Source organism: Sphingomonas sp. SL1004 (assembly GCF_057815015.1).
The window spans coordinates 2,082,948-2,108,473 of record NZ_JBYMUX010000001.1; the positions used below are offsets into that span (position 1 = coordinate 2,082,948).

The window sequence follows — 25,526 nt, forward strand, 5'->3', positions numbered from 1 at the left end:
CCACGAAAGCCTTGCCAATTCCATAGCGTCGCTGGCAGGCCCCTGCGCAATGACGCATTTTTCATTCGATATCGTCGGCTTCGACCTCGACGGCACGCTGCTCGACACCAGCGGTGACCTTGCCGCCGCGGTCAACCACGCACTGGCGTCGGTCGATCGCCCGTTGCTCAGCGTCGAGCAGGTCAAGCCGATGATCGGCGGTGGCGCACGGCATATGCTCAAACAGGGCCTGACCGCGACCGGCGGGTATGACGAGCCGATGCTGGACGCGCTCCACGCGAAGCTGCTCGCCTATTACGAGGCGAATATCTGTGTGCTGACCAAGCCCTATCCAGGCGCGATCGAGGCGCTCGATGCATTGGCGGCGCAGGGTGTCACGCTCGGCATCGTCACCAACAAGATCGAGCGGTTCGCGCGGATCGTGCTCGGCGAGCTCGGGCTGACCGATCGGTTCGCGTGCATCCTCGGCGGCGATACGCTTGCGGAGTCGAAGCCCTCGCCGATGCCGATCCACGAAATGGTAAAACAGTGTGGCGGCGGTCGTGCAGCCTTTGTGGGTGATTCGATCTTCGACATTCAGGCGGCGCAATCCGCCGGGTTGCCCGCGATCGCCTGCAGCTTCGGCTTCCTGATGCAGCCGGTCGCGGACCTCGGCGCCGACGCCGTGATCGACGGCTACGACGAACTGCTGCCGGCGCTGGCGAGGCTCGGCGCGTGAACCGGACGGTTCTCACGCGCGTCGCACTGGTCCTGGCAATCGTGTTCGCGGTGACGATGGCGCTGCTGCCGAAGCCGCCGCACATGCCGATCGACCAGTTCGGGGACAAGTTCGGGCACATGCTCGCTTTTGCGACGATGGCGCTGCTGGCGGCGCTGTCCTTTCCGACCGCGCGATTGTTCCGGATCGGCGAGCGGCTGTCGTTCCTCGGTGCGATGATCGAGGTGCTGCAATCGATCCCGTCGCTGCACCGCGATTGCGACATCCATGACTGGATCGCCGATACGCTGGCGATCACGGTGGTGCTGCTGCTGGTGTGGTTCGCCCGTCGTGGTCGTGGTGCGCGGCTTAATTAGATTTTGCGCCACTTCGTCCAGAGATGCCGGGCGAGCATGGCCGGGGGCATCCGCAGCCAATGCGAGCGGACGTAGAATGCGAACCGCGTAAAGGGCCGAGTTGGCCTGCCCCAGCCGTCTCGGGCCGTGAGCCGACGCCGAAACCAACGATCTTGCGGACGTTCGTTTAACCGAAAGCGGATCGGCGAATCGTATCCTCTGATCGGCGTGTCAAACATCTGGTTCGCCAATCGCAGGGCCCGCCCCACCGCCTCCCATAATCCGTGCTGATGACCTGCTTCCATGACGGTTAGGCAGAAGTCCGGGTTCTGATCGCCGAACTCGCGACATAGCCGGTCAATGTCCCACAGGTTGCGCAGCCCACCAGCCAAGTCACCATCCGCCAGCAAATGCGCGGCTGCATGAACGACCATATGCTCCGGCGTTAAGACGCTCAGCCCGTTCCCGAGCGCCACACTGCTATCGATCAACACGTCCGCATCCGGCGTGATCCGCGCGGTCAGCGGCAGGATCGTGTGGTGGACGTCGATCATCCGGTCACGCTCGCGGTGGATCAGCGGCGGCAGTTCATGCATCCAGCGGCGGTAATAGGCGTCGTCATACGGATCGGGCTTCACCCATTCCCAGCCGGCCGCGAGCAGGGCGGCCTCGACCAGATCGAGCGCGCCCCTTGGCACGAGGATATCGAGATCGCCGATCGACCGCCCCTGCCCCGCCGACAATCCCGCTGCGACGAACGCCGTCCCCTTCAGGAGTACGACCGGACAGTCGATCGACGCCAGCGCGCGCCGCGCCATTTCCGCCTCCCAGAGCGCGGCCCGACGCCCCTGCTCGGCGGCATCGCGAGCATCGCTCAGGACCGTCTGCACCGCCCCCGGCATCGGCAGACCGTCGAGCCGTACGGCGAGCGTCCCGATCAATTGCTCCGCGCGCGCCATCGCCAACAACGCGGTCCAACCGTCCGCGTCCAGCGCCGCGACACTGGCCGGATCGACAAGCGCCCGGGCGAGCAGGCGGGCGTCGGTCACAATCCCGCCCATAACGCCTCGACCTGTTCGATCGCGCTCGCGCCGTCGGGATAGTCGATCGCCACCGACGGAACGCCCGCAATAAGGCCGGTCAGCGCGCGGAACCCCGCCTCCCCCAGTGCGACATAGTTGGTCGAGGCCTGCGTCATCCGCACGAACGCCTCGGCCGGCGGCACAGACCGCGTTTCCGCCTCGAAGCCGTAGCGCGGGAACAGCAGCAGCGCGGGCTTGGCGGGCGTATCCATCGTCGCGATCGCACGCGCATCCGGGACCATGTGGCGAATGTCGCCCTTCGGAGTCGCGGGCATCAGCGGCCCCATCCGCGCGTCCGGCCACGCCGCCCCCGCAGCGGCGATGGCCTCGTTCTTCAGGCTGATCAGCCGCGGAAACGCGTGTACCAACCCGGTCGCCGGATCGAGCAACGCAAACTCGTCGCCCATGAACCGCCAGCCTCTCGCCGCGAGCAAAGTCGCCAGCGTCGACTTCCCCGCGCCTGAAATGCCGGTCATCAACAGCGCGCGCCCTTCCCGCTCGACCGCCGACGCATGCAACAACAGATACCGCCGCGCACCCAGCGCCATCTGCAGGTTCATCGCCATCTCGGCCGCCAGCAACCCCTGCCGCAACGGCAGCGGTGCGGCTTCGGGCAGCATGTAATCGCCCCCGATCTCCACCGACGGACGGAGGAACCGGCGCCAAGGACGGCGCGCAAACAGGCGGACCGTAAAATCCGCCACGCCGTCGCGCGGCTTGGGGTAGTCGCGATACAGCGTTTCGAGCTGCGCGATCGGCGCGCGCCAGTCCGAGCCGATGCGAAACCCGATCGGCCCTATCCGTACCGAGAAGCTGTGCTTCATGACCGCTCGACGAGTCCGGCGTCGATCAGTTCGTCGAGACGCGCCGCCAACGCTGCACGATCGGCATCCTGCAGGTCATAATCGTGCCCGAGCCGATCGAGCAGTGCGTCCAGCGACACGCCGTCCCGGCCGAGCACGACGAGAATCTGCGGGGCCGGTTCGGTCAGCAGGTGCGTAATGCCCGACGCGCGGTGATAGACGGCCGTGAATTCGTCGAGCGGCGCGACCAGCAGGCCGTCCTCGGGCGGACCGCGATAGACCACCGGCTGCACGGCCTCAGCCGCGGGGCATCTGCAACGATGCGAAGCAGGTGAAGCCGCCCTGGCCACGCTGCAACCGGCGAATGTATTTGACGTACGCGCGGCTGCGGTCCGAGTCGGTGCCGGGCAGGTTGCTGCCGTTCGCCATCGCGCGCTTGACCTCCTCGCCCTTGAACGCGCGGGGTGACGGCGCGAATGCACCCTTGGTGCGCGCGGGCACGACGCTGCCGTCCGCCGCGATATAGCTGCCGGCGCGGCCTGGATCGGGGATCGGGATCTCGCAGTTCATCACCGAGCCGACGGTCTGCGCAAGCGCCGGCCGGATCGACACGACCGCGCCTGCACCGACCGCGCCGAGCACCAGGACGCGACGACGCGTCGGCGTGCCGCTGTCGGGATTTGGGTCCTGATCGGGTCGGATGTCGTCGCTCATGATGCCCCTGCTAAGCCGCAGCCCTTTCACAATACTGAAGCGCTGACAATATAGCCGCGCGCATCGTACCGAACTAGGACGGACCTGCGCCGCGTTCACGCGCCCTGGAGATGAGAATGCTTTCCGGATTTGGCCTGCGTACCTTCTGGGCGATCGTCGTGGTCGTCGTCGCTGCAGTGGCAGTGTTCGCGATTACGCGCGACGTGCAGGGCGCGATCGTCGCGCTGGTCGGCGGGATCGCCGCCGCTCTGGTCGCCGCGGGGACCGGCGACGAAGCGTCCGCTCCCGATGAAGCCGGCGTTACGACCTCTTCGATCCTGGACGACGTACTCGACGCGATCGTCGCGCCGGTGCTGCTCGTACAGAACGGACGCGTGACGCTGGCCAATGCGGCCGCACGCACGCTGCTCGGCGCGCATATCCTCGGCGAGGATGCCCGCGTCGCGATCCGCCACCCTGCCGCGGCCGAACGGCTCGGCACGCCGGGACCGATCGATGGCGAGCGGCCGATCGAACTGGTCGGGCTCGGCACGCGCGACCAGCGCTGGGAGATGCGCCTAGGCGAAGCGTCGGACGGCCAGCGGATCGTCCACCTGATCGACCAGACCGGCAACTATGCCGCCGAGCGGATGCGGATCGATTTCGTCGCCAACGCCAGCCACGAGCTGCGTACGCCGCTCGCCTCGATCCTCGGGTTCATCGAGACGCTGCGCGACGAGGCCGGCGAGGATGCGGAGGTGCGGGCGCGCTTCCTGAAGGTGATGGACGACGAGGCGCGGCGGATGCAGCGGCTGGTCGAGGATTTGATCTCGTTATCGCGAATCGAAGCGGAAAAGTTCCGCTTGCCCGATCAGGCAGTCGATCTCGCACAACTGGTCGAAGACACGCGCGAGGAGCTGGCCGACGCGGCGGGCGATCGTGGGCATGATCTGGTCGCGACGCTCGATCGGGATTTGCCGGCGGTATCGGGCGACCGGGTCCAGTTGTCGCAGATGCTCCACAACCTCATGGGCAATGCGATGAAATACGGTCGTGCGGGCACGCCGGTCACGGTCGAGCTGAAGCGCGACCCCGCCGGCATGATCCGCCTGTCGATCCGCGACGAGGGCGACGGCATCGCGGCGGTGCACATTCCAAGGCTGACCGAGCGCTTCTACCGCGCCGACGCCGGGCGGAGCCGTTCGCTCGGCGGAACGGGCCTCGGACTCGCGATCGTCAAGCACATCGTCGAGCGCCATCGCGGGCGGCTCGACATTGCCAGTCAGGTCGGCGTCGGCACCACCGTCGTCGTGACCCTGCCACCCGCGGCGATGGCCACGAAAGGCGCTGTCATAAAAGGGTAACGCAACTGTCACACAGGATCGCCTTTAGGTCCGCTATGGGCGGTGCATGACGGGAATTCGGGTGCAGCGGTTCGTTCTACTGGGATTGGTGACGGCTCTTTCCGCGTGCGTCGATCAGGCGAACGGCGGCGGTGCGGGCTCGCGCGATCAGATCACCGCGGTCGGGTCTTCGACCGTCTATCCGTTCACGACCATCATCGCCGAGCAGCTCGTCGCGAACGATCCCGATGCGAAGGCGCCGGTGATCGAATCGACCGGGACCGGCGCCGGCATGAAGCTGTTCTGCGCAGGGATCGGCGCGGCGCATCCCGATATCGAGGACGCATCGCGGCGGATGAAGGCCAGCGAATACGCGACGTGCGCGAAGAACGGCGTGCGCGACGTGATCGAGATCCAGGTCGGGATCGACGGCATCGCCTTTGCCGAGGCGAAGAACGGCCCGAAGATGCAGCTGACGCCGACCGATCTCTACAAGGCGCTGGCCGCCAATCCGGGGGGCAAGGTGAACACGGCGCGGGTCTGGCGCGACGTCAATCCGGCGCTGCCCGCGGTGCCGATCCAGGTTTACGGGCCACCGGCGACTAGTGGCACGCGCGATGCGCTGGCCGAGCTGATCCTGACCAAGGGGTGCGAGGCGAGCGACCCGACCGCCAAGGCGCTCGCGAAGTCCGATGCCGAGGCGCACAAGGCGCTGTGCACGCGGGTGCGCGAGGACGGCGTGTATGTTGATGCGGGCGAGAACGACAATCTGATCGTGCAGAAGCTGCAGTCGAACCCCAATGCGATCGGCGTGTTCGGGTACAGCTATCTGGAGGAGAACAAGGACGACGTGAACGGGGTGTCGATCTCGGGCGTGGCGCCGACCTATGCGACGATTGCGGACAACGCGTATCCGGGGTCCCGGCCGCTGTATATCTATGTGAAGAAGGCGCATCTGACCGCGATCCCGGGGCTGCGGAATTTGCTGAAACTGTATGCGGCGAACTGGGGGGCGACGGGGCCGTTGGTGAAGCGGGGGCTGATCGCGGCGCCGGCGGATATCCAGGCGCGGTCGGCGGCGATCATCGCCAACGAGACGGTGCTGGATCCGGCGGTGTTGAAGTGATGTTTGGCTCACGCAATCGCACGCCCCTCCTAGTTCCCTCGCGAACGCGGGGGCCCAGGGGCCACACGGCCCACCGAAACTTAGCTGGGCCCCCGCTTCCGCGGGGGAACGATACTTTTGCGGTGATAACCCCCAATTATAGCGCCACCACCCCGGCGGAGGCCGGGGCCCAGTTGGGCACCGTCGGATTGGTGAGCGCTGCGCATCGTTACCTCGACCTTTCCAACTGGGCCCCGGCCTCCGCCGGGGTGGCGGCTACCGGGATAGTGCATCTGAGCGGGCGAGAACTGTAATGTCGGCCATCGCCCTCCTATTCCTAGTCCTCGGCCTAGGCCTGATCGGCTGGCTCACCGCCCGCGTCCGCGCCACCCGCTTCCGCGCCGGCAGCACCGCAAGGTTCAGCTCCCTCCCCTCCCATCACGGTTGGTACGTAGCGTTGTGGACCGCGATCCCACCGCTGGTCTTCCTCGTGATCTGGTCGATGACCGCGCCCGCGCTCGTCACCGACACGGTGCTCGCGACTCCGGCGGCGATACAGCTCCCCCCGCCCGGCTTCGATCGCGCATCGATCCTGTCCGAAGCACGCAGCCTCGCCGAGGGGCGCAGCTTCGGCGCGTTCCACGGGCTCGCCCGCACGCTGGCGCCCGCCTACGCCGCCGCGCAATCCCGCTACGACTGGATCGCGACCGCACTCGCCTTGCTGCTCGCCTTCGCCGGCGGCGCGTTCGCCTTCACCCGCGTCAAACCCGGTTTCGGCGCGCGGACGCAGGTCGAGCGGGTCGTGATGCTGATGCTGCTCGGTGCGTCGCTGATCGCGATCCTGACCACCGTCGGTATCGTCGCCTCGCTGCTGTACGAGTCCGCACGGTTCTTCTCGGTCGTACCGATCACCGATTTCCTGTTCGGCACGCATTGGAGCCCGCAGGTCATCGATGGCCGGGATCCGGGCGCGTCGCTCGGCGCGGTGCCGTTGTTCTGGGGGACGTTCTTCATCGGTGCGGTGATCGCGATGATCGTCGCCATTCCGTTCGGATTGATGAGCGCGATCTACCTCACGCAATACGCCAAGCCGACCACGCGCAAATGGATGAAGCCGATCCTCGAGATGCTCGCCGGCGTGCCGACCGTCGTCTACGGCTATTTCGCCGCGCTGACCGTCGCCCCCGCAGTGCGCGACTTCGCGGTTTCGATCGGGATCAGCTGGGCATCGTCCGAAAGCGCGCTCGCCGCCGGCCTCGTGATGGGCATCATGATCATCCCGTTCGTCTCCTCGATGGCGGACGACTCGATAGCCGCAGTCCCCTCGTCGATGCGTGACGGCAGCCTCGCGATGGGCGCGACGTCGTCCGAGACGATCCGCCGCGTGCTGCTCCCGGCAGCCCTCCCCGGCGTCGTCGGCGGCGTGCTGCTGGCCGTGTCGCGCGCGATCGGCGAGACGATGATCGTCGTGATGGCCGCGTCCGGCGTTGCAACGCTGACTCTCAACCCGTTCGCCAGCACCACCACGGTCACCAAGCAGATCGTCGACCTGCTGACCGGCGAGGCCGAGTTCGACAGCCCCAAGACGCTCGCCGCGTTCGCACTGGGCCTGACGCTGTTCGTGGTCACGCTCCTTCTCAACATCGTCGCGCTGCGCGTCGTCAAACGGTACCGCGAAGCCTATGAGTGACACGCTCGTGCCCCAGATTCCCGTAAGTGCCGCGGAGCCGGTGCGCCGCGTGCCGACCGACTGGACGACGCACGCGATGCAATCGCGCATCCGTCGCCGCTACGCATCCGAGCGCCGCTTCCGTTTCGCCGGGCTCGCCGCGGTATGGCTGTCCGCCGCGTTCCTCGCTTACCTGCTCATCACGATGGTGATGCAGGGCGCGAGCGGCTTCGTCGAGACGCGCGTGTCGCTTCCGATCGATCTCGCCGCCGCCAAGCTGCCGATCGAACCCGCCCGCCTTGTCGGTCGCGGTGCCGACCTCGCGCTCGCTGGCGCAGGGCTGGAAGGCACCGTCGACCTCGCCGCGACCAAGGCGTTCGGCAAGGACGGCACCGACCTGCTCTCCGACGGCGCCTGGGCGGTGGTCCGCGATGCGATCAAGGCCGACCCGTCGCTGCTTCAGCGCAGGACCGTGTTCGAGGTCCCCGTCTCCAGCCCGATCGACGTCGCCGCCAAGGGCAACGGCACGCGCGACGCCGAAGCGGTCGTCGCGCGCCTGAAAGCGAGCGGCGCGCTGACTCGTGGGTTCAATGCGGGCTTCCTCACCTCGGCGGACTCGACCGATGCGACCCGAGTCGGGATCTGGGGGGCGTTCAAGGGGTCGCTGTTGACGATGATCGTCACGTTGCTGCTGGCGTTCCCGATCGGCGTGCTGTCCGCGCTGTATCTCGAGGAATATGCGCCGAAGAACCGCTGGACCGACCTGATCGAGGTCTCGATCAACAATCTCGCTGCGGTCCCGTCGATCATCTTCGGCCTGCTCGGGTTGGCCGTATTCCTAGGCACGTTCGGGATGCCGCGGTCGGCACCGATCGTCGGTGGCCTCACGCTCGCGCTGATGACCATGCCCGTCATCGTCATCGCCGGGCGCAACGCGATCAAGAGCGTCCCGCCGTCGATCCGCGACGCCGCGCTCGGCATCGGCGCGTCGCCGGTGCAGGTCGTCTTCCACCACGTCCTGCCGCTCGCGCTGCCCGGTATCCTCACCGGCACGATCATCGGCATGGCGCGCGCGCTCGGCGAGACGGCGCCGTTGCTGATGATCGGCATGCGCGCATTCATCGCCGCCCCGCCATCTGGGCTCGCCGATCCCGCGACCGTGCTGCCCGTCCAGATCTTCCTCTGGTCCGATCAGGTCAGCCGCGGCTTCGTCGAGAAGACCTCCGCCGCGATCATCGTCCTGCTCGTGTTCCTGCTCGCGATGAACGGCGTCGCGATCTACCTCCGCAACCGATTCGAGACCCGCTGGTGATGCCAAAACATTCTAAGCCTCCCATCCTCAAGATGACGGCGCGCAACGTCTCTGTCGCCTATGGCAGCAAGATCGCGATCAACGACGTCTCGATCGACGTCGACCAGGACGAGGTGGTCGCGTTCATCGGCCCGTCGGGATGCGGCAAGTCGACCTTCCTGCGCACATTGAACCGCATGAACGACACCGTCGCCAGCGCGCGCGTCACGGGCGAGATCAAGCTCGACGGCCAGGACATCTATTCGCCCGACATGGACGTGGTGCAGCTTCGCGCCCGCGTCGGCATGGTGTTCCAGAAGCCGAACCCCTTCCCCAAATCGATCTACGAAAACGTCGCCTACGGCCCGCGCATACACGGACTGGCGGGCGCGAAGGCGGACCTCGACCGGATCGTCGAGAAGTCGCTGCGCCGTGCAGGCCTGTGGGACGAGGTCAAGGATCGGCTCTCGGACAGCGGCACCGCGCTATCGGGCGGTCAGCAGCAGCGGCTGTGCATCGCGCGGGCCATCGCGGTCGATCCCGAGGTCATCCTGATGGACGAGCCGTGCTCGGCACTCGATCCGATCGCGACCGCGAAGATCGAGGAGCTGATCCACGAACTTCGCGGCCGCTACGCCATGGTGATCGTCACGCACAACATGCAGCAGGCCGCGCGCGTCAGCCAGAAGACCGCGTTCTTCCACCTCGGCACGCTGGTCGAATACGGCAACACCTCGGACATCTTCACCAATCCCCGCGAAGAGCGGACCAAGGATTACATCACCGGCCGCTACGGCTGAGTGGGGGAACGACCATGAACACGCATACGGTCAAGGCCTTCGACAACGACATCGGCGAGCTCCGCGGGTTGATCTCGCAGATGGGCGGGCTCGCCGAGGACGCGATCGACAAGGCGATGCAGGCGCTGCAACGCAACGACCTCGCGCTCGCGGAACAGGTGCGCGTCGCCGACAAGCAGATCGACGTCATCGAGGCGGAGGTCGAGCGGCTCGCGGTGCGGATCATCGCGCTGCGCGCGCCGATGGCGGTCGATCTCCGCGAGGTGGTCGCCGCGCTGAAGATCGCCGGCGTCGTCGAGCGGATCGGCGACTACGCCAAGAACATCGCCAAGCGCGTGCCGATGATCGAGAGCGAGCACCGGATCGAGCCGATCTCGATACTGCCCGCGATGGGCCGGATGGCGAGCGAGATGGTCCACGACGTGCTCGACGCGTTCGCCGCGCGGGACGCGGAAGAGGCGGTGCGCGTGGTCGAGAGCGACAATGCGCTCGACGATTTCTACGACAGCATCTTCCGTACGCTGGTGACCTACATGGTCGAGAACCCGAAGACGATCAGCCAGGTCGCGCATCTGCTGTTCGTCGCCAAGAACCTCGAGCGGATCGGCGATCACGCCACCAACGTCGCCGAGATGGTCTATTTCGCCGCGACCGGGACGCAGATGGTCGACCGGGAACGTGGCATCAAGCAGGAGCAGGCATAATGGCACGCGCGAAGATGCTGCTGGTCGAGGACGATGCTGCGCTGGCCGAATTGCTGGTCTGGCATTTCAAGCGCGAGGATTTCGAGATCGCGCATACGCCCGATGGCGAGGAAGCCTTGCTGCTCGCCAAGGAGAAGGTGCCCGACATCGTCCTGCTCGACTGGATGGTCGAGGGGTTGTCGGGGATCGAGGTGTGCCGCCGCCTGCGTCGCGCGCCCGAAACCCAGAACGTGCCGATCATCATGCTCACTGCGCGTGGTGAGGAGGAGGATCGCGTTCGGGGCCTCGAGACGGGTGCCGACGATTACGTGACCAAGCCGTTCTCGCCGCGCGAACTCGTCGCGCGCGTCGGGGCCGTGCTGCGCCGCGTCCGCCCTGCCCTCGCCGGTGAGGCGCTGAGCTATGCCGACATCGAGATGGACACGGTTGGCCACAAGGTCCGCCGCTCGGGCGAAGTCGTGTCGCTCGGACCTACCGAGTTCCGCCTGCTGAAGCATTTCCTCGAGCATCCGGGCTGGGTGTTCTCGCGCGAACGCCTCCTCGATGCGGTCTGGGGGCATGACTCGGATATCGAGAGCCGAACGGTGGACGTCCACATCCGGCGGCTGCGCAAGGCGATCAACGTCGGCGAGCGTCCGGACATCATTCGCACCGTCCGTTCGGCGGGCTATTCGCTCGACACAGGCGGATAAAGACTCCGTCCCAAGGTGGGGCGAATGGAATCGGATGCGAAACGAAGGACCCAAGCGCGACTTAGTGCGTTCAGACGTCGCGCTACCAAAATGGTGCACCCATTTAGGAGATTCGTATGAAGTCCATTCTTCTCGCCGCCGCCGCTCTTCTCGCGTCGCCCGTGATCGCCCAGACGACGCCGCCGGCCGATCCCGCCGCGCAGACCGCACCGGCCGATCCCGCCATGCAGACGGCACCCGCGGATCAGGCAGCCCCTGCTGATCCCGCAGCACCGGCAGATCCGGCAATGGCGGCACCCGCCGATCCGGCAGCAGCACCTGCCGCACCGATGGCCGCCCCTGCCCCGACCGGTGGCGTGACGTTCGGTCAGCCGACGGTAACCCCGCCGACGCCGGCGCCCGCCGAATATCCGGTGTGCTCGAAGACGGTCAAGGACGGCTGCCGTAACCGCGGCGGCAAGTAACTGACGTCAGTGCAGGCGGCGGATCGATCCGCCGCTTGCACGGCTAGCTTTACGTTCTAGGAAAGGCGCTCCAACGATAAGAGAGGAGCGCCTTTTCCATGTCCATAGGTTTTGAGGGCCGCGTCGCGATCGTCACCGGCGCCGGCGGCGGCTTGGGTCGCGAATACGCGCTCGAACTCGCCCGCCGCGGCGCGAAAGTCGTGGTCAACGATCTGGGCGCATCGCGCGATGGCACCGGCCATTCCGATGCCGCGCTGAAAGTCGTCGAGGAAATCGAAGCGGCCGGCGGTGAGGCGATGTCGAACGGCGGCAGCGTCACCGACTACGACCAGATGGTCGAGATGATCGCTAAAGCCTCCGAGAAATGGGGCGGTGTCCACATCCTCATCAACAACGCCGGCGTCCTGCGCGACAAGAGCTTCGCCAAGATGGAGCCTGCCGATTTCAAGTTCGTCGTCGACGTCCACCTGAACGGCTCGGCCAACGCCACCAAGGCGGTGTGGGACACGATGCGCGCCCAGAACTATGGCCGCATCCTGATGACCGCGTCGTCGACCGGGCTGTTCGGCAATTTCGGCCAGGCGAACTACGGCGCGGCGAAACTCGGCCTCGCCGGCCTGACCAAGACGCTCGCGATCGAGGGCGCCAAGAACAACATCAAGGTCAACACGATCGCTCCGACTGCGGGCACGCGCATGACGCAGGACATCTTCCCCGAGGAAGCGTTCAAGGCCTTCTCCCCCGACAAGGTCGCCCCCGCGGCGGTATTCCTCGTGTCCGAGGACGCACCGACCAACATGATCGTCGGCGCCGGTGCGGGCGTGTTCCAGGCGGCGTACGTCACGCTGACTCAGGGCAAGCTGCTCACCGGCGACGACCTGTCGGTCGAAGGCGTAGCGGCAAACTGGGACGCGATCATCGACCGCGCGGGCGAGATCGTGCCACAATCGGGGTCGGAACAGTCGATGACCATCCTGAGCAAGCTGCAGGGACGGTAAGAAAGTCACCCAACGATTCCAACTATCGTCATCCCCGCGCAGGCGGGGACCCATACTGGGTGGCGTGGAGCTGGAAGTCGCAACGGCATAGGATATGGGTCCCCGCCTGCGCGGGGATGACGCTTAGGATGAAGCCCGCCGCTAACCCCATTACAACGTGTATTGCTCAATCAATACACCCGTGATACGCCTCCCGAAACAGGAGGATGCATGTACAGCGAGAGCGACATCGACAGTGCGGTGACCGCAGGCGTCATCTCGCCTGCCATCGCTGCAGCGTTCCGCGATCATGTCGCCACCGGACGTGATACGCCGGCGGTCGACGAAGAGCATTTCCGCCTCCTCACCGGTTTCAACGACATCTTCGTGTCGATCGCGCTGATCCTTCTGATGCTCGCGATCGGCCAGATCGGCGGGACCATTCACCCGACGCTCGCCGGCGCGCTGGTCGCCGCCGCGTCCTGGGCGCTCGCCGTCTATTTCACCGCCAGGCGTCGCATGGCGCTGCCGAGCATCCTCCTTCTGCTGACCTTCGTCGGCGGCGTCGCAGGCGCGGTCGCCGCGCTGGGCATCAGCCTGGCGCCCGATGTCGGACAGCGCGGCCAAGCACTGCTCTCGGCGATCACCGGTCTCGCCGCAGCCGCAGCTGCCTACGCACATTGGCGCCGGTTCGCGGTACCGATCACGATCGCAGCGGGAGCAGCCGCGCTGGTCGCGGTCGTCGTATCGCTGATCTACGCGGCGATTCCGGCTGCACGCGACGCCGTCTATGCGATGCTGCTGGTCTGCGGGATTGCGGTGTTCACGCTCGCGATGCGCTGGGACCTGAGCGATCCGGCCCGCCAGACGCGCCGCGCGGACGTGGCGTTCTGGCTTCACCTCGCCGCCGCCCCGATGATCGCGCACCCGGTGTTCCAGATGCTCGGCGTCTTCGGCAACACGATGGGCGTCGGCACCGCGGTCGTCGTGCTGGTCCTCTACATCGCCTTCGCATTCGTCGCGCTGGCGGTCGATCGGCGGGCGTTGCTGGTGTCCAGCCTCGCCTATGTCCTGTATGCGATGTACGCGCTGATCCGCACCACGGGCGCCGTCGAACTGAGCGCGGCGTTCACCGGGCTCGTCATCGGCTCCGCACTGCTCAGCCTGTCCGCCTTCTGGCAGCCGATGCGCCGCAGGGTGATCGGCATGCTCGGCGATCTCGGACGGAAGCTTCCCCCGGTCCAGATCGTCGCCAGCAGCCGTTGAACAGGCTCAGCGCCCGCCGCGGCGCGCATAGGGATCGTTGAGTTCCGCCATCCACCCTGCGGACGGTGCCGCCGCAGCCTGACCGGCGACCCGTCGCAACCGCGCGCGCGCCACGTCGATCGGCGTATGGAACTTCAGCCCGGCAAGCCCTGCGCGAACCCAGACGATATCGGCCGGGACCTGCTCGACCTGGCCGATCGTCACCACCACGACGCTGCCGACGTCGAGTGCACCAGCCTGGACGATGCACAGCCCGGTCTCGGAAATGTTGGTCACGCGGTGGGGTTCGCCGACGCGGTTCAGTCGAAACACCGTTGCGCTCAGCATCACGCTCGTCCGCGTCGCGCGCGAAAGGGGAACCGCCGGGTCCATAGTTCTATTTTCGTCCTTGGATCGGGCGGCTCTCATCGCGGTTCGTCGCGCGGTACGCAACCGGCAAGCCGGAAATGTTCAAGGGTCGGACGCCGCGGCTACGTCCTCGTATCGGAGCGACGGCGTTCTTGCTCGTCCGTACGTCGCTCCACCCGCTTGCCGCGCCCCACCGCGATCGTTTCGCTCATAGGCCCCGCCGGACCGAACCGCCCGGCGAGGTCCGCGATTGCCGCCCGTTACTGCGGACCAGTGCCCCGCAACGGCGCAACGGCATCCTTGCCGAACTTCATGATCAGTTCGCCGATCTCGCGCGCCTGGCTCATGCTGCGCTGGCTCTGCTCGCGGAGATAATCGCCCTGAATCTTCATCACCTGCGACAGGTCCTTGGCGCTGGCCGCCTCGCGCATCGCCGCGAACGCCTCGCGCGCATTCTGTTCGGCCTGGTCGATCATCGCCTTGCCGATCGTCGCGCCACCTTCCGCGATCTTGCCACCCGACTCCTTCATCGCCTCGCCGGCGCGCTTGGCAGGATCGACGACCTTTTCCGTAAATGCGTCCCGTGCCTTTTCGGCGCCCTCGCGCATCGAATCGGTCGCGTTCTTGATGTCGTCAGCCATGGTCTCGCTCCTTTGCGATGGATGTTGATCCCCGTTCAACCGGCGCCGCCGGCTTTGGTTGCGCGGGTGACGAGGACCGTGACGCTCGCCGTCTTCGCACCCGAAAGCTGGAGCGCATAGCGTCCCGGCGTCAGCACGAAATCGACTATCTTCCTCACCGGCGAACAGGCTGGGCCGTGGCCGTGCCTTGCCGCGTCCAGCGCCTTGCCGCCGCCGATCACGTCGATCCATACCGGACCGCTCAGCGCGACGCGGTACGTGCCCGCGGTTTTGACCTCGAACGATACGGTTCCCGAGAACGTGCCGGCAACCGGCGGCTTGGCGGACGCGACGGCGAACGTCACGTCGCCCGACGGCAGCAGTGCGAGCACGGCACCACGATCGATCGTGACCGCGTCGCCCGATTTCGCCGCGACCGGTTTTGCCCAGCCCGCGAACTCGGGCGGCAGCACCGTCGCCGTGCACGGAGCCTCCGCAGTCTGCGCACCGACTGGCGCCGCGATCGCCAGCAACAGACCTGCCGTCATCATCCGCATACCATTCTCCTCAGTCGTTATAGTCTCGATACCACCGGACGAACGCGTCGACGCCGGTTTTCACAGTCGTATCGGGGGTATAGCCCGTCAACGCCCGCAACAACGACGCATCCGCAAAGGTCCGCGGCACGTCGCCCGCCTGCATCGCCATCATGTTGAGCTGCGCCTTGTGCCCCAACGACTCTTCGATAGTCTCGATGAAGTCCATCAGCGGCGTCGGCGTGCCCCCCGCGATGTTGACGACCCGGAACGGCGCGACCTTCGACAGCGTGTCGACGTCGGCGACGCGGTTTGCCTCGTCCGGGATCACGTCCGCGAGGCGGACGATCGCCTCGACCAGATCCTCGACATAGGTGAAGTCACGCGCCATCTGGCCCTGCCCGTACACGTCGATCGGCCGCCCGTTCAGGATCGCGTCGGTGAACTTGAACAGCGCCATGTCGGGCCGCCCCCACGGGCCATAGACGGTGAAGAACCGGAACATCGTCATCGGCAGGCCGAACAGATGCGACTGGCTGAACGCCATCGCCTCCATCGCCTTCTTGGTCGCGGCGTACAGGCTGAGCGGCTCGTCGGCGCGGTCGAGTTCGCGGAACGGCATGCTCTCGTTCGCGCCATATACCGACGAGGTCGACGCCATCATCAGATGCTTGCAGCCGACCGCCTTGGCGATGTCGAGCACGTTCCACGAGCCAACCAGGTTGCTGTCGACATAGGTGCGCGGCGCCTCGATCGAATAGCGCACGCCAGCCTGTGCCGCGAGGTGGACGATCACGTCGGGCTTCGCGAGATTCGCCGCGGCGACGAGCGCATCGCGGTCCTCCAGCATGCCCGTGACCAGTTCGAACCCCGGATGCTGGCGGAGCAGGTCGACCCGCGCCTGTTTGAGGCGGACATCGTAATAGGCGGTCAGGCCATCGAACCCGACGACCGCGTGCCCGTCCTGCAACAGCCGCGAAGCAAGGTGAAAACCAATGAAGCCGGCCGCGCCAGTGATCAGGAATCGGCTCATGCATAGTCTCCAGTCGGGATCGCCGATCCGATGGCCAACGGGCGAAAGGTCGCGCGACAGATACGCGGGTCGTCCGTCAGCTTGCATGGGGCGCGATTTATCTCAATAGGTCGCCCGAGCTTTCGAACTCGCTTTCGCTCCAGCTTGCGCCCGCTTCAGGCGCTGCTTGCAGAAGCCAGCTTTCAAGGAAACGTCGATGCGTATCACGATGATCGGTTCTGGCTATGTCGGCCTGGTGTCCGGCGCCTGCTTTTCGGACTTCGGGCATGACGTGATCTGCGTCGACAAGGATCAGGCGAAGATCGATGCGCTCCATGCCGGCCGCATGCCGATCTTCGAGCCCGGCCTGGACCAGCTTGTCGGCTCGAACGTCGCTGCGGGCCGGCTGACCTTCACCACCGATCTGGCGAGTGCAGTCGCGGGTGCCGACGCGATCTTCATCGCGGTCGGCACGCCGTCGCGGCGCGGCGATGGCCATGCCGACCTCAGCTATGTGTTCGCCGCGACCGAGGAAATCGCCGCCGCCGTCACCGGCCCGACCGTCGTCGTCACCAAGTCGACCGTCCCCGTCGGCACCGGCGACCGCGTCGAGGCGATCCTGCGCGAAAAGCGTCCCGACATCGACGTTGCGGTCGTCTCGAACCCCGAATTCCTGCGCGAAGGCGCCGCGATCGGCGACTTCAAGCGCCCCGACCGGATCGTCATCGGCACCGACGACGAGCGCGCCAAGCAAGTCATGCGCGACGTGTACCGTCCACTTTACCTCAACGAATCGCCGATCCTGTTCACCAGCCGGCGCACGTCCGAGCTGATCAAATATGCGGCGAACGCGTTCCTCGCGACGAAGATCACCTTCATCAACGAGATCGCCGACCTGTGCGAGGCGGTCGGTGCCGACGTCCAGGACGTGTCGCGTGGGATCGGCCTCGACAACCGCATCGGGAAGAAATTCCTGCACGCCGGGCCGGGCTATGGCGGCTCGTGCTTCCCCAAGGACACGCTGGCACTGCTCAAGACCGCGGAGGACTACCAGACGCCGGTCCACATCGTCGAAGCGGTGGTGAAGGTGAACGACAGCCGCAAGCGCGCGATGGGGCGGAAAGTGCTTCACGCGCTAGGCGAGAACCCGCGCGGCAAGACGGTCGCGCTGCTGGGCCTCACGTTCAAGCCGAATACCGACGACATGCGCGACGCCCCCAGCCTCGCGATCGCGACCGCGCTGGCGGATGCAGGTGTTACGGTCCGCACGCACGATCCCGAAGGCATGGTGCCGGCCAAGGCGATGATGCCCGACCTCGTCTATTGCAACGACGCCTACGACGCAGCCGAAGGTGCCGATGCGGTCGTCATCGTGACCGAATGGGACGCATATCGGGCGCTCGATCTCGCGCGTTTGAAGCGCGTAATGGCCGGCCCGGTGATGGTCGACCTGCGCAACGTGTACCAGCGTTCGGATGTCGAACAGGCGGGCTTCGCCTACACGGCGGTCGGTCGATGATCGTCACGACCAACGCATTCTGCTTGCTGGACCTTTCGCCGTTCGTCACTATATACCGAACGGTATGAATAGGCTTTGCACGCTCACCGCCCCCAAGGGCCGCCCCCGCGAGTTCGATCTCGACGTGGCGCTTGCGGGTGCGCTGCGCGTATTCTGGCGCAACGGGTATGAAGGCGCCTCGATGGCCGAACTCACCGCCGAGATGGGCATTACCAAGCCCAGCCTCTACGCGGCGTTCGGCAACAAGGAGGCGCTGTTCCACAAGGCGCTCGACCTCTACGAGCGTGAGAAGCTGGCCTATATGACGTATGCGCTCGATGCGCCGACCGCACGCGCCGTGGCTGAAAATCTGCTGCGCGGTGCGCTCCAGATGCAGTCCAGCACGTGTGATCCGAAAGGATGCCTGAGCGTCATCAGCAGTGTCGCGTGCAGCCCGGAGGCTGAGCCGATCAAGGCTGAAGTTGCGAAGCGTCGCGCGTCCTCGGAGGCCGCCTTGATTCGGAGGTTCGACGAAGCGAAGGCTGCGGGCGAATTCCCGGACGGCCTCGAGTCGCATGCGTTGATGCGGTATCTGTTCGCGATCATGCAGGGTCTGACGATCCAGAGCGGATCGGGTGCGACCTGCGGCGAGCTGAACCAGCTCGTCGAAACCGCGATGTCGGTTTGGCCGACCAAGTAGACGGTACGCGACCGGCAAAATTGTCACGCATATTGGTGCGCTGCGATTTAAAATACCGCCCGGTACAAAAGTCTGTTGACTAGATGAACGCCAGGTTTATATACCGACTGGTATCGAAGCTCACTCCTACTTCGGATGGAGCAACCGGGGACACCAACCCATGACCACGGTTACAACCTGACCTAGCACGGCCGGCTTCGGCCGACCGAACTCAAGCATTTCCAAGCGGGCAAGCGCGGCATGATGATGTGCCGGCAACGACCGCGCACGCCTTGCGATCAGCTAACGCCGATGGGTCCTCCCTCGGCGACGGCTAGCGCTTGTCCAAAAATTCAAAAGGGGGACAATCCCATGGCTTATCTCGACCTCGACAACATGTTCGCATCGCCCGTCACCAGCCGCACGCAGACGGTCGCTGCTCCAGCCCCGACCGGCTTTTCCGCACTGGAATGGAGCGTCATCGCGCTCGCCAAGCGCGACACGTTGCGCAGCCTGTCCGGCCCGAGCCGCATGTCGCGAGCGATGGGCAGCCTGTTCGGCCTAAGCACCGCATCGCGGCTCGCCGACCCCCGGCTCGAGGCGTTGCGGCGGATGGCCGTGTACGCCTGGCGTCGCGGCTTCGCGCTGCCGATGGCCGAGATCCAGGGGTTCCTCGCCGCCGGCTTTGCCGAGGCACAGATCGAAACGCTCGTCGAGAGCGTGACCGGCATGCGCGTCGGCATCCAGCAGAAGCGGAGCATCGCAGCGTGAACCAGATGACCACGATCACGGCCGCGAACGACGCAGACGTCGTCGCGTCGCCGCCCGCGGACCGTCACCGACGACCGGCCTGGCAGCGCGGCGCGATGGTGCTCGTCCCGATCGCGCTGCTCGGTGCGGTCGGCGTGAAGATGTTCGATCATCCCGACGCAGCGATGGCGGCCCCGCCGCCCGCCTCCGTCACGGTCGCGTCGCCCCTAGTACGGCAGGTCAGCGAGTGGGACGATTATGTCGGCCGGTTCGCGCCGAGCCGGACGGTCGAGATCCGTCCGCGTGTCGCGGGCGAAGTCACCGGCATTCATTTCCGCGACGGCGAGATCGTCAGCAAGGGCCAGCTGCTCTTCACGATCGACTCTCGCCCGTTCGCCGCTGCCCTGGCGGAGGCGCATGCCAACGTCGCAAGCGCGAAAAGCGCTCTGTCCCTCGCCCGCACCGACCTTGGTCGCGCCCAGCGATTGGTCGCCGATGAAGCGGTTTCGGCAGGCGAAGTCGACGCTTTGCGTGGCAAGCTGGAAGCAGCCCAGGCCGCACTCGCCGCCGCACAGGCTCGCGAACGTGCCCGCGCCTTGGACGTCGGCTTCACGCAGGTTCGCGCGCCGATCGGCGGTCGTATCTCCGACCGCCGCGTCGATGCAGGCAACCAGGTCGCGGGCGGCGAAGGCACCGGCGGCACGGTACTTACGACGATCAACGCGCTCGACCCGATCTACTTCACGTTCGACGGCTCCGAGGCGCTGTACCTCAAGACGCAGCGCGCGCGTCAGCCCGGCGCGACGCCGGCGGCGGTAGAGATCCAGTTGCAGGACGAGACCGAGCATCGCTGGAAGGGCAAGCTCGACTTCACCGACAACGGCCTCGACCAGCGGTCGGGCACGATCCGTGGCCGCGCGGTGCTCGCCAACCCGGGGTATTTCCTGACGCCGGGGATGTTCGGCAACATGCGCCTCGCAAGTGCGGGAACGCGGCAGGCGCTGCTGGTGCCCGACGACGCGGTGCAGACCGATCAGGCGCGCAAGGTGCTGCTGACGATCGATGCGAAGAACGTCGTGAGCCAGAAGCCGGTCGAACTCGGCCCGGTGGTCGATGGGTTGCGGATCGTGCGCTCGGGGATCGGGCCGAACGACCGGATCATCATCCAGGGTACGCAGATGGCGATGCCCGGCGCGACCGTCGCGCCGAAGGTCGGCCGGATCGTGGTGGCGTCGGGTACGACTGCGCCAGCCTCCGTCCAGCCCATCTCGGGTGAAGCTACCCTCGCGAAGTAACCACCACCCCGGCGAAGGCCGGGGCCCAGGTGGGATAGCGTTTCGACTTCATCATTGCGGTTCGCCCAACTGGGCCCCGGCCTCCGCCGGGGTGGTGTTGGCGCGTGCCCGCCTCCCTCTACCGAGGAAATTCCCATGCGCTTCTCGCGCTTCTTCATCACCCGGCCGATCTTCGCGGGCGTGATCGCGGTGATCATCACGATCGTCGGCGCGATCGCCTACATGACGCTGCCGGTGTCGCAATATCCCGACATCGTTCCCCCCACCGTCACCGTCAGCGCGACCTATCCCGGCGCCTCCGCCGAGACGGTCGCCGAAACCGTCGCCGCGCCGATCGAGCAGGAGATCAACGGCGTCGACAACATGCTGTACCAGTCGTCGCAATCGACCGGCGACGGCAAGGTCACGATCACCGTCACCTTCAAGATCGGCACCGACCTCGACGCCGCGCAGGTGCTCGTCCAGAACCGCGTCGCGGTTGCCGTCCCGCGGCTGCCCGAAGACGTCCAGCGCCTCGGCGTGGTGACGCGGAAGACGTCGCCCGACTTCCTGATGGTCGTGAACCTCGTCTCGCCCGACAACTCGCTCGATCGCGGCTATATCTCCAACTACGCGCTGACGCAGGTCCGCGATCGCCTCAGCCGTATCGACGGCGTCGGCGACGTGCAGCTGTTCGGCGCACGCGATTACTCCATGCGCATCTGGATCGATCCCGGCCGCGCCGCCGCGCTAGACCTCACCGCCGGCGAGATCGTCGCCGCGTTGCGCGCGCAGAACGTCCAGGTCGCCGCCGGCACGCTCGGCCAGCCGCCTTACGACAAGGGCAACAGCGCGTTCCAGCTCAACGTCGAGACGCAGGGTCGCCTGACCGATCCCAAGCAGTTCGCCGACGTCGTCATCCGCACCGACGCGCAAGGCCGCCAGGTCCGCGTCTCGGACGTAGCCCGCGTCGAACTCGGCGCGCAGGATTACGGCGCCAACACCTATCTCAGCGGCAAGCCCACGGTCATCGCCGCGGTCTTCCAGCGTCCGGGCTCGAACGCCCTCGGCGCGGCGCAGGCCGTCACCGCCGAGATGGAGAGCATGTCGAAGCGCTTCCCCAAGGGCCTCGAATACAAGGTCATCTACAATCCGACCGAGTTCATCGCGCAGTCGATCGACGCGGTGAAGCACACGCTCTTCGAGGCAATGGTCCTCGTGGTACTGGTGATCCTCGTCTTCCTGCAGAAATGGCGCGCGGCGATCATCCCGATCGTGGCCATCCCGGTCTCGCTGATCGGCACCTTCGCGGTGCTCGCCGCCGCCGGGTACAGCCTCAACAACCTCTCGCTGTTCGGCCTCGTCCTCGCGATTGGCATCGTCGTCGATGATGCGATCGTCGTGGTCGAGAATGTCGAGCGCAACCTCGAACACGGGCTATCCCCGCTTGAGGCAGCGCGTACGTCGATGGACGAAGTGTCCGGCGCGCTCGTCGCGATCGTGCTCGTGCTGTGCGCGGTGTTCATCCCGACCGTGTTCCTCACCGGCCTGTCCGGCGCGTTCTACCGCCAGTTCGCGGTGACGATCTCGACCGCGACGATCATCTCGCTGCTGATCTCACTGACTCTATCGCCAGCGCTCGCCGCGATGCTGCTCAAGCCGACCGCCCCCGCGGATTCGGGCAACCGCCTGACCCGCACCGTGCGCCGCGCCGGCGATGCCTTCAATCGCGGGTTCGAGCGGATGGGCAACAGTTATGCCCGCCTCACCGCGCGCCTCGTCACCGCGCCGAAGCGGATGATGGTCGCCTATGCCGCGCTGATCGCGGTCACGGTCGGCGTGTTCATGGTTACTCCTAGCGGCTTCGTGCCCGCGCAGGACCAGGGCTACTTCCTGACCGTCATCCAGCTTCCGCCCGGCTCGTCGGTCGAGCGCACCGACGCGGTCATGCAGAAGGTCGCCAAGCGCATCCTGCCGCTCGCGGGCGTCAAAGGTGCGGTGATGTTGGCCGGTTTCGACGGCCCCTCGCAGACGCTCGCCCCCAACTCGGCCGCAGCGTACATCCCGCTCAAAAGCTTCGAGGAGCGCAAGAAGCTCGGCGTCACGCTCGCCAGCATCATGGCGGAATCGCAGAAGGCGACCGGCGACATCACCGAAGCGCGCCTGCTGATCGTCCCGCCACCCCTGATCCAGGGCATCGGCTCGGCCGGCGGCTATCGCCTGATGGTGCAGGACCAGGGCGGCCACGGTTACGCCGACCTCGGCAAGACGAGTTACGCGCTGATCGGCCAGGCGAACCAGACCAAGGGTCTCGCCCAGATCTACACGTTCTTCGACACCGCCACGCCGCGCATTTTCGCCGACGTCGACCGCGCCAAGGCCAACCTTCTCGGCGTCCCACCCGAGCGCGTGTTCGAGGCGTTGCAGGTCTATCTCGGCTCGGCGTTCGTCAACGACTTCAACCTGCTGGGCCGCACCTACCGCGTCACCGCGCAGGCCGACGCACCGTTCCGCAACACCACCGCGGACATCGCCAACCTGAAGACGCGCTCCAACTCGGGCCAGATGGTCCCGGTCGGCTCGGTCTCGACGTTCAAGGACAAGACCGGCCCGTACCGCGTCGTGCGCTACAACCTCTTCCCCGCGGTCGAGGTCGATGGCGACACCGCCAAGGGCTATTCCTCCGGCCAGTCGCTGGTCGCGATGGAGAAGCTCGCCGATGCATCGTTGCCCGCCGGCTACGCGCATGAATGGACCGGCATCGCCTACCAACAAAAGGCCGCCGGCAGCACCGCCGCGCTCGTCTTCGGCATGGCGGTGGTGTTCGTCTTCCTCGTGCTCGCCGCGCAATATGAGAGCCTGACATTGCCGCTCGCGATCATCCTGATCGTGCCGATGTGCCTGCTCGCCGCGATGACCGGCGTGAACCTGCGAGGTATGGACAACAACGTCCTGACGCAGATCGGCCTAGTCGTGCTGATTGCGCTCGCCGCGAAGAACGCGATCCTCGTGGTCGAGTTCGCGAAACAGGCCGAAGAACAGGACGGACTCACCCCGGTCGAGGCGGCGGTACGCGCGGCGAAGGACCGGTTGCGGCCGATCCTAATGACGAGCTTCGCGTTCATCCTCGGCGCAGTGCCGCTGGTGATCGCGACTGGTGCCGGTGCGGAACTCCGCCAAGCGCTCGGGACCGCGGTGTTCTTTGGGATGATCGGCGTGACCGGGTTCGGGCTGCTCTTCACCCCCACCTTCTATGTCGTCGCACGGGCGCTGGCGCTGCGGTTCGAACGCCGCCGTCCCGCACCCGCCGCGACCCTTCAGCCAGCCGAATAGGACCAGCCTCATGAAGTCCGCCCTCCTCGCGAGCCTCTCGGCGCTGACGCTCGCCGCGTGCGCCGCCGGCCCCGACTATGTCGCACCGATCACTCCCCCCAAGGCGGCCGCATCGTTCGTCACCGCGAATGCCGCCACCGTAACCACGGCGCCCGACAACGACTGGTGGCGGATGTACCGCGACCCAGTCCTCGACGGTCTCGTCGCGGACGCGCTCGCAGCGAACACCGACCTCCGCGTCGCCGTCGCCCGGCTCGACAGCGCCCGCGCGTCGTTGCGCGGGGCCAAGACCGACCGCGAGCCGCAGGTAAACGCCGGCGCGAGCGGCAATTATACGCGCACCTCGCAACTCCAGACCCTGCCCGGCCTCGACCGCGAGCGCGCCACCTACGACGTAGGCCTGGACGTCAGCTACGAGGTCGATCTCGCCGGCCGAGTCCGCCGCAACGTCGAAGCAGCACGCGGTGACGTCGGCGCCGCGCAGGCCGATGCGGACGCCGTCCGCGTCTCGATCGTCGCCGCCACCACCCGCGCCTATGTCGACGCAGCCTCGTCCGCCGAACGCCTCGCGGTTGCGCGGCGCATCGTCGACCTGCTCGACAAATCGAACACGCTGACCGGCAAGCGCGTCGACGCCGGACGTGCAGCCCGCCTCGACCAGGTCCGCATCGCCGCCCTGCGCGATCAGCGCGCCGCCAACATCCCGCAGATCGAAGCCGAGCGCCAAGCCGCGCTCTTCCGCCTCGCCACGCTCACCGGCCGCACCCCGCAGGACCTGCCCGCAGCCGCTGGCGCGCGCACCACCACGCCACGCCTCGACCAGCCGATCCCGATCGGCGACGGTGCGGCGCTGCTCGCCCGCCGCCCCGACGTCCACGCCGCCGAACGTCGGCTGGCCGCGGCGACCGCACGGATCGGCGTCCAGACCTCGCAGCTCTATCCGCAGATCTCGCTCGGCGGATCGATCGGCTCGACCGCGCTCAGTGTCGGCGACATCTTCACCGGCGGCCCGATCCGCTGGCTGCTCGGGCCCCTGCTGAACTGGTCGCTTAACCAGTCGGCGGCCCGCGCGCGCATCGCCGGCGCCGAGGCAGACACCCGCGGCGCACTCGCCAATTTCGACGGCAGCGTCCTCACCGCACTCGAGGAAACCGAGACCGCATTGTCGAACTACGCCCGCGAACTCGATCGCCGCACACAGTTGCAATCCGCGCACGACAACGCCGCCACCGCCGCCCGCATCACCCGCGCCCGCCAGCGCGAAGGCCAGATCGACTTCCTCGACGTCCTCGATGCGGAACGCACGCTGGCGGATACGGATACGGACCTGGCCGCAGCGGATGCCCGCATCGCCGGCGCCCAAGTCGACCTGTTCCGCGCACTAGGCGGTGGCTGGCAGACCCGCGCGTAGTCCTCACGATCCTCCCCCGCCAGGGGGAGGTGGCGCCGAAGGCGACGGAGGGGGAGGACACGGAACGGAGGTTGGCGTTTGCCTCCCCCTCCGTCAGGCTAACGCCTGCCACCTCCCCCTGGC

At 66.7% G+C, this 25,526-nt stretch carries 26 protein-coding genes; 18 read left to right on the forward strand and 8 right to left on the reverse strand.

Annotation, left to right across the window (positions count from 1 at the left end):
- Positions 1–49: 49 nt before the first annotated feature.
- Positions 50–718: an HAD-IA family hydrolase gene (locus tag AC3D24_RS09340; RefSeq protein WP_489030055.1), complete on the forward strand. Its 669-nt coding sequence runs from the start codon at positions 50–52 to the stop codon at positions 716–718.
- On the forward strand, positions 715–1,074 hold the full coding sequence (locus AC3D24_RS09345) for a VanZ family protein (protein ID WP_489030057.1): 360 nt from the start codon (positions 715–717) through the stop codon (positions 1,072–1,074). The genes AC3D24_RS09340 and AC3D24_RS09345 overlap by 4 nt, the downstream gene beginning before the upstream one ends.
- On the opposite strand, the gene AC3D24_RS09350 is transcribed toward AC3D24_RS09345, so the two are convergent.
- From AC3D24_RS09350 to AC3D24_RS09365, 4 genes are read right to left on the reverse strand one after another with little or no spacing between them, the layout of a single operon-like run.
- Positions 1,071–2,114, reverse strand: a complete 1,044-nt coding sequence (locus tag AC3D24_RS09350) for a nucleotidyltransferase domain-containing protein (protein ID WP_489030059.1) — start codon at positions 2,112–2,114, stop codon at positions 1,071–1,073. The two genes, AC3D24_RS09345 and AC3D24_RS09350, sit on opposite strands and share 4 nt — an antisense overlap.
- A complete protein-coding gene (locus AC3D24_RS09355) occupies positions 2,099–2,959 on the reverse strand; it encodes an HprK-related kinase A (protein WP_489030061.1) in 861 nt (286 codons plus the stop codon). The genes AC3D24_RS09350 and AC3D24_RS09355 overlap by 16 nt, the downstream gene beginning before the upstream one ends.
- Positions 2,956–3,231 (reverse strand): HPr-rel-A system PqqD family peptide chaperone, encoded by a 276-nt coding sequence (locus tag AC3D24_RS09360; protein WP_489030062.1) that lies wholly within the window; start codon positions 3,229–3,231, stop codon positions 2,956–2,958. Before AC3D24_RS09360 ends, AC3D24_RS09355 begins: the two co-directional genes overlap by 4 nt.
- Positions 3,232–3,235: 4 nt before the next feature.
- Positions 3,236–3,652 carry a hypothetical protein gene (locus AC3D24_RS09365; RefSeq protein ID WP_489030064.1) on the reverse strand — a complete coding sequence of 139 codons (417 nt, stop codon included), beginning with the start codon at positions 3,650–3,652 and terminating at the stop codon, positions 3,236–3,238.
- A gap of 116 nt (positions 3,653–3,768) precedes the next feature.
- Here AC3D24_RS09365 and AC3D24_RS09370 point away from each other — a divergent pair, with 116 nt between their 5' ends.
- From AC3D24_RS09370 to AC3D24_RS09415, 10 genes are all read left to right on the forward strand, one after another.
- Positions 3,769–4,995, forward strand: a complete 1,227-nt coding sequence (locus AC3D24_RS09370) for an ATP-binding protein (RefSeq protein WP_489030066.1) — start codon at positions 3,769–3,771, stop codon at positions 4,993–4,995.
- Positions 4,996–5,041: 46 nt separating this feature from the next.
- Positions 5,042–6,100, forward strand: coding sequence for a substrate-binding domain-containing protein (locus tag AC3D24_RS09375; RefSeq protein ID WP_489030068.1), 1,059 nt, complete (start codon positions 5,042–5,044; stop codon positions 6,098–6,100).
- Between the two features lie 292 nt (positions 6,101–6,392).
- On the forward strand, positions 6,393–7,769 hold the full coding sequence (gene pstC, locus AC3D24_RS09380; RefSeq protein ID WP_489030070.1) for a phosphate ABC transporter permease subunit PstC: 1,377 nt from the start codon (positions 6,393–6,395) through the stop codon (positions 7,767–7,769).
- On the forward strand, positions 7,762–9,060 hold the full coding sequence (gene pstA / locus AC3D24_RS09385; protein WP_489030071.1) for a phosphate ABC transporter permease PstA: 1,299 nt from the start codon (positions 7,762–7,764) through the stop codon (positions 9,058–9,060). The genes pstC and pstA overlap by 8 nt, the downstream gene beginning before the upstream one ends.
- A complete protein-coding gene (gene pstB, locus AC3D24_RS09390) occupies positions 9,060–9,839 on the forward strand; it encodes a phosphate ABC transporter ATP-binding protein PstB (protein WP_056489020.1) in 780 nt (259 codons plus the stop codon). Before pstA ends, pstB begins: the two co-directional genes overlap by 1 nt.
- A gap of 14 nt (positions 9,840–9,853) precedes the next feature.
- Entirely contained in the window at positions 9,854–10,543 is a 690-nt protein-coding gene (gene phoU, locus AC3D24_RS09395; protein ID WP_187504876.1) for a phosphate signaling complex protein PhoU, read from the forward strand.
- On the forward strand, positions 10,543–11,235 hold the full coding sequence (phoB, locus tag AC3D24_RS09400) for a phosphate regulon transcriptional regulator PhoB (protein ID WP_055873047.1): 693 nt from the start codon (positions 10,543–10,545) through the stop codon (positions 11,233–11,235). The genes phoU and phoB overlap by 1 nt, the downstream gene beginning before the upstream one ends.
- 116 nt (positions 11,236–11,351) lie before the next feature.
- A complete protein-coding gene (locus AC3D24_RS09405) occupies positions 11,352–11,699 on the forward strand; it encodes a hypothetical protein (RefSeq protein WP_187504877.1) in 348 nt (115 codons plus the stop codon).
- Between the two features lie 98 nt (positions 11,700–11,797).
- A complete protein-coding gene (locus tag AC3D24_RS09410; RefSeq protein ID WP_489030075.1) occupies positions 11,798–12,697 on the forward strand; it encodes an SDR family NAD(P)-dependent oxidoreductase in 900 nt (299 codons plus the stop codon).
- Positions 12,698–12,907: 210 nt separating this feature from the next.
- Positions 12,908–13,942 carry a hypothetical protein gene (locus AC3D24_RS09415; protein ID WP_489030077.1) on the forward strand — a complete coding sequence of 345 codons (1,035 nt, stop codon included), beginning with the start codon at positions 12,908–12,910 and terminating at the stop codon, positions 13,940–13,942.
- A gap of 6 nt (positions 13,943–13,948) precedes the next feature.
- Here AC3D24_RS09415 and AC3D24_RS09420 read toward each other — a convergent pair whose 3' ends face one another.
- From AC3D24_RS09420 to AC3D24_RS09435, 4 genes are all read right to left on the reverse strand, one after another.
- The gene (locus tag AC3D24_RS09420) at positions 13,949–14,350 is read right to left on the reverse strand and encodes a PilZ domain-containing protein (protein ID WP_489030079.1); all 402 of its coding nucleotides are present in this window, start codon (positions 14,348–14,350) and stop codon (positions 13,949–13,951) included.
- 200 nt (positions 14,351–14,550) lie between these two features.
- Positions 14,551–14,931, reverse strand: coding sequence for a phasin family protein (locus tag AC3D24_RS09425; RefSeq protein WP_489030081.1), 381 nt, complete (start codon positions 14,929–14,931; stop codon positions 14,551–14,553).
- A gap of 35 nt (positions 14,932–14,966) precedes the next feature.
- Positions 14,967–15,467 (reverse strand): homogentisate 1,2-dioxygenase, encoded by a 501-nt coding sequence (locus tag AC3D24_RS09430; RefSeq protein WP_489030082.1) that lies wholly within the window; start codon positions 15,465–15,467, stop codon positions 14,967–14,969.
- 10 nt (positions 15,468–15,477) lie between these two features.
- Entirely contained in the window at positions 15,478–16,479 is a 1,002-nt protein-coding gene (locus AC3D24_RS09435) for an NAD-dependent epimerase/dehydratase family protein (RefSeq protein ID WP_489030084.1), read from the reverse strand.
- Positions 16,480–16,675: 196 nt separating this feature from the next.
- Here AC3D24_RS09435 and AC3D24_RS09440 point away from each other — a divergent pair, with 196 nt between their 5' ends.
- From AC3D24_RS09440 to AC3D24_RS09465, 6 genes are all read left to right on the forward strand, one after another.
- On the forward strand, positions 16,676–17,977 hold the full coding sequence (locus AC3D24_RS09440) for a UDP-glucose dehydrogenase family protein (RefSeq protein WP_489030086.1): 1,302 nt from the start codon (positions 16,676–16,678) through the stop codon (positions 17,975–17,977).
- A 64-nt stretch (positions 17,978–18,041) separates the two neighbouring features.
- Entirely contained in the window at positions 18,042–18,656 is a 615-nt protein-coding gene (locus AC3D24_RS09445) for a TetR/AcrR family transcriptional regulator (RefSeq protein ID WP_489030088.1), read from the forward strand.
- A gap of 351 nt (positions 18,657–19,007) precedes the next feature.
- Positions 19,008–19,406 carry a hypothetical protein gene (locus AC3D24_RS09450; protein WP_107953860.1) on the forward strand — a complete coding sequence of 133 codons (399 nt, stop codon included), beginning with the start codon at positions 19,008–19,010 and terminating at the stop codon, positions 19,404–19,406.
- The gene (locus tag AC3D24_RS09455) at positions 19,403–20,680 is read left to right on the forward strand and encodes an efflux RND transporter periplasmic adaptor subunit (RefSeq protein WP_489030091.1); all 1,278 of its coding nucleotides are present in this window, start codon (positions 19,403–19,405) and stop codon (positions 20,678–20,680) included. The genes AC3D24_RS09450 and AC3D24_RS09455 overlap by 4 nt, the downstream gene beginning before the upstream one ends.
- Before the next feature lie 135 nt (positions 20,681–20,815).
- Positions 20,816–23,992, forward strand: coding sequence for an efflux RND transporter permease subunit (locus tag AC3D24_RS09460; RefSeq protein WP_489030093.1), 3,177 nt, complete (start codon positions 20,816–20,818; stop codon positions 23,990–23,992).
- 10 nt (positions 23,993–24,002) lie between these two features.
- A complete protein-coding gene (locus tag AC3D24_RS09465; RefSeq protein ID WP_489030095.1) occupies positions 24,003–25,403 on the forward strand; it encodes an efflux transporter outer membrane subunit in 1,401 nt (466 codons plus the stop codon).
- Positions 25,404–25,526: the final 123 nt, after the last annotated feature.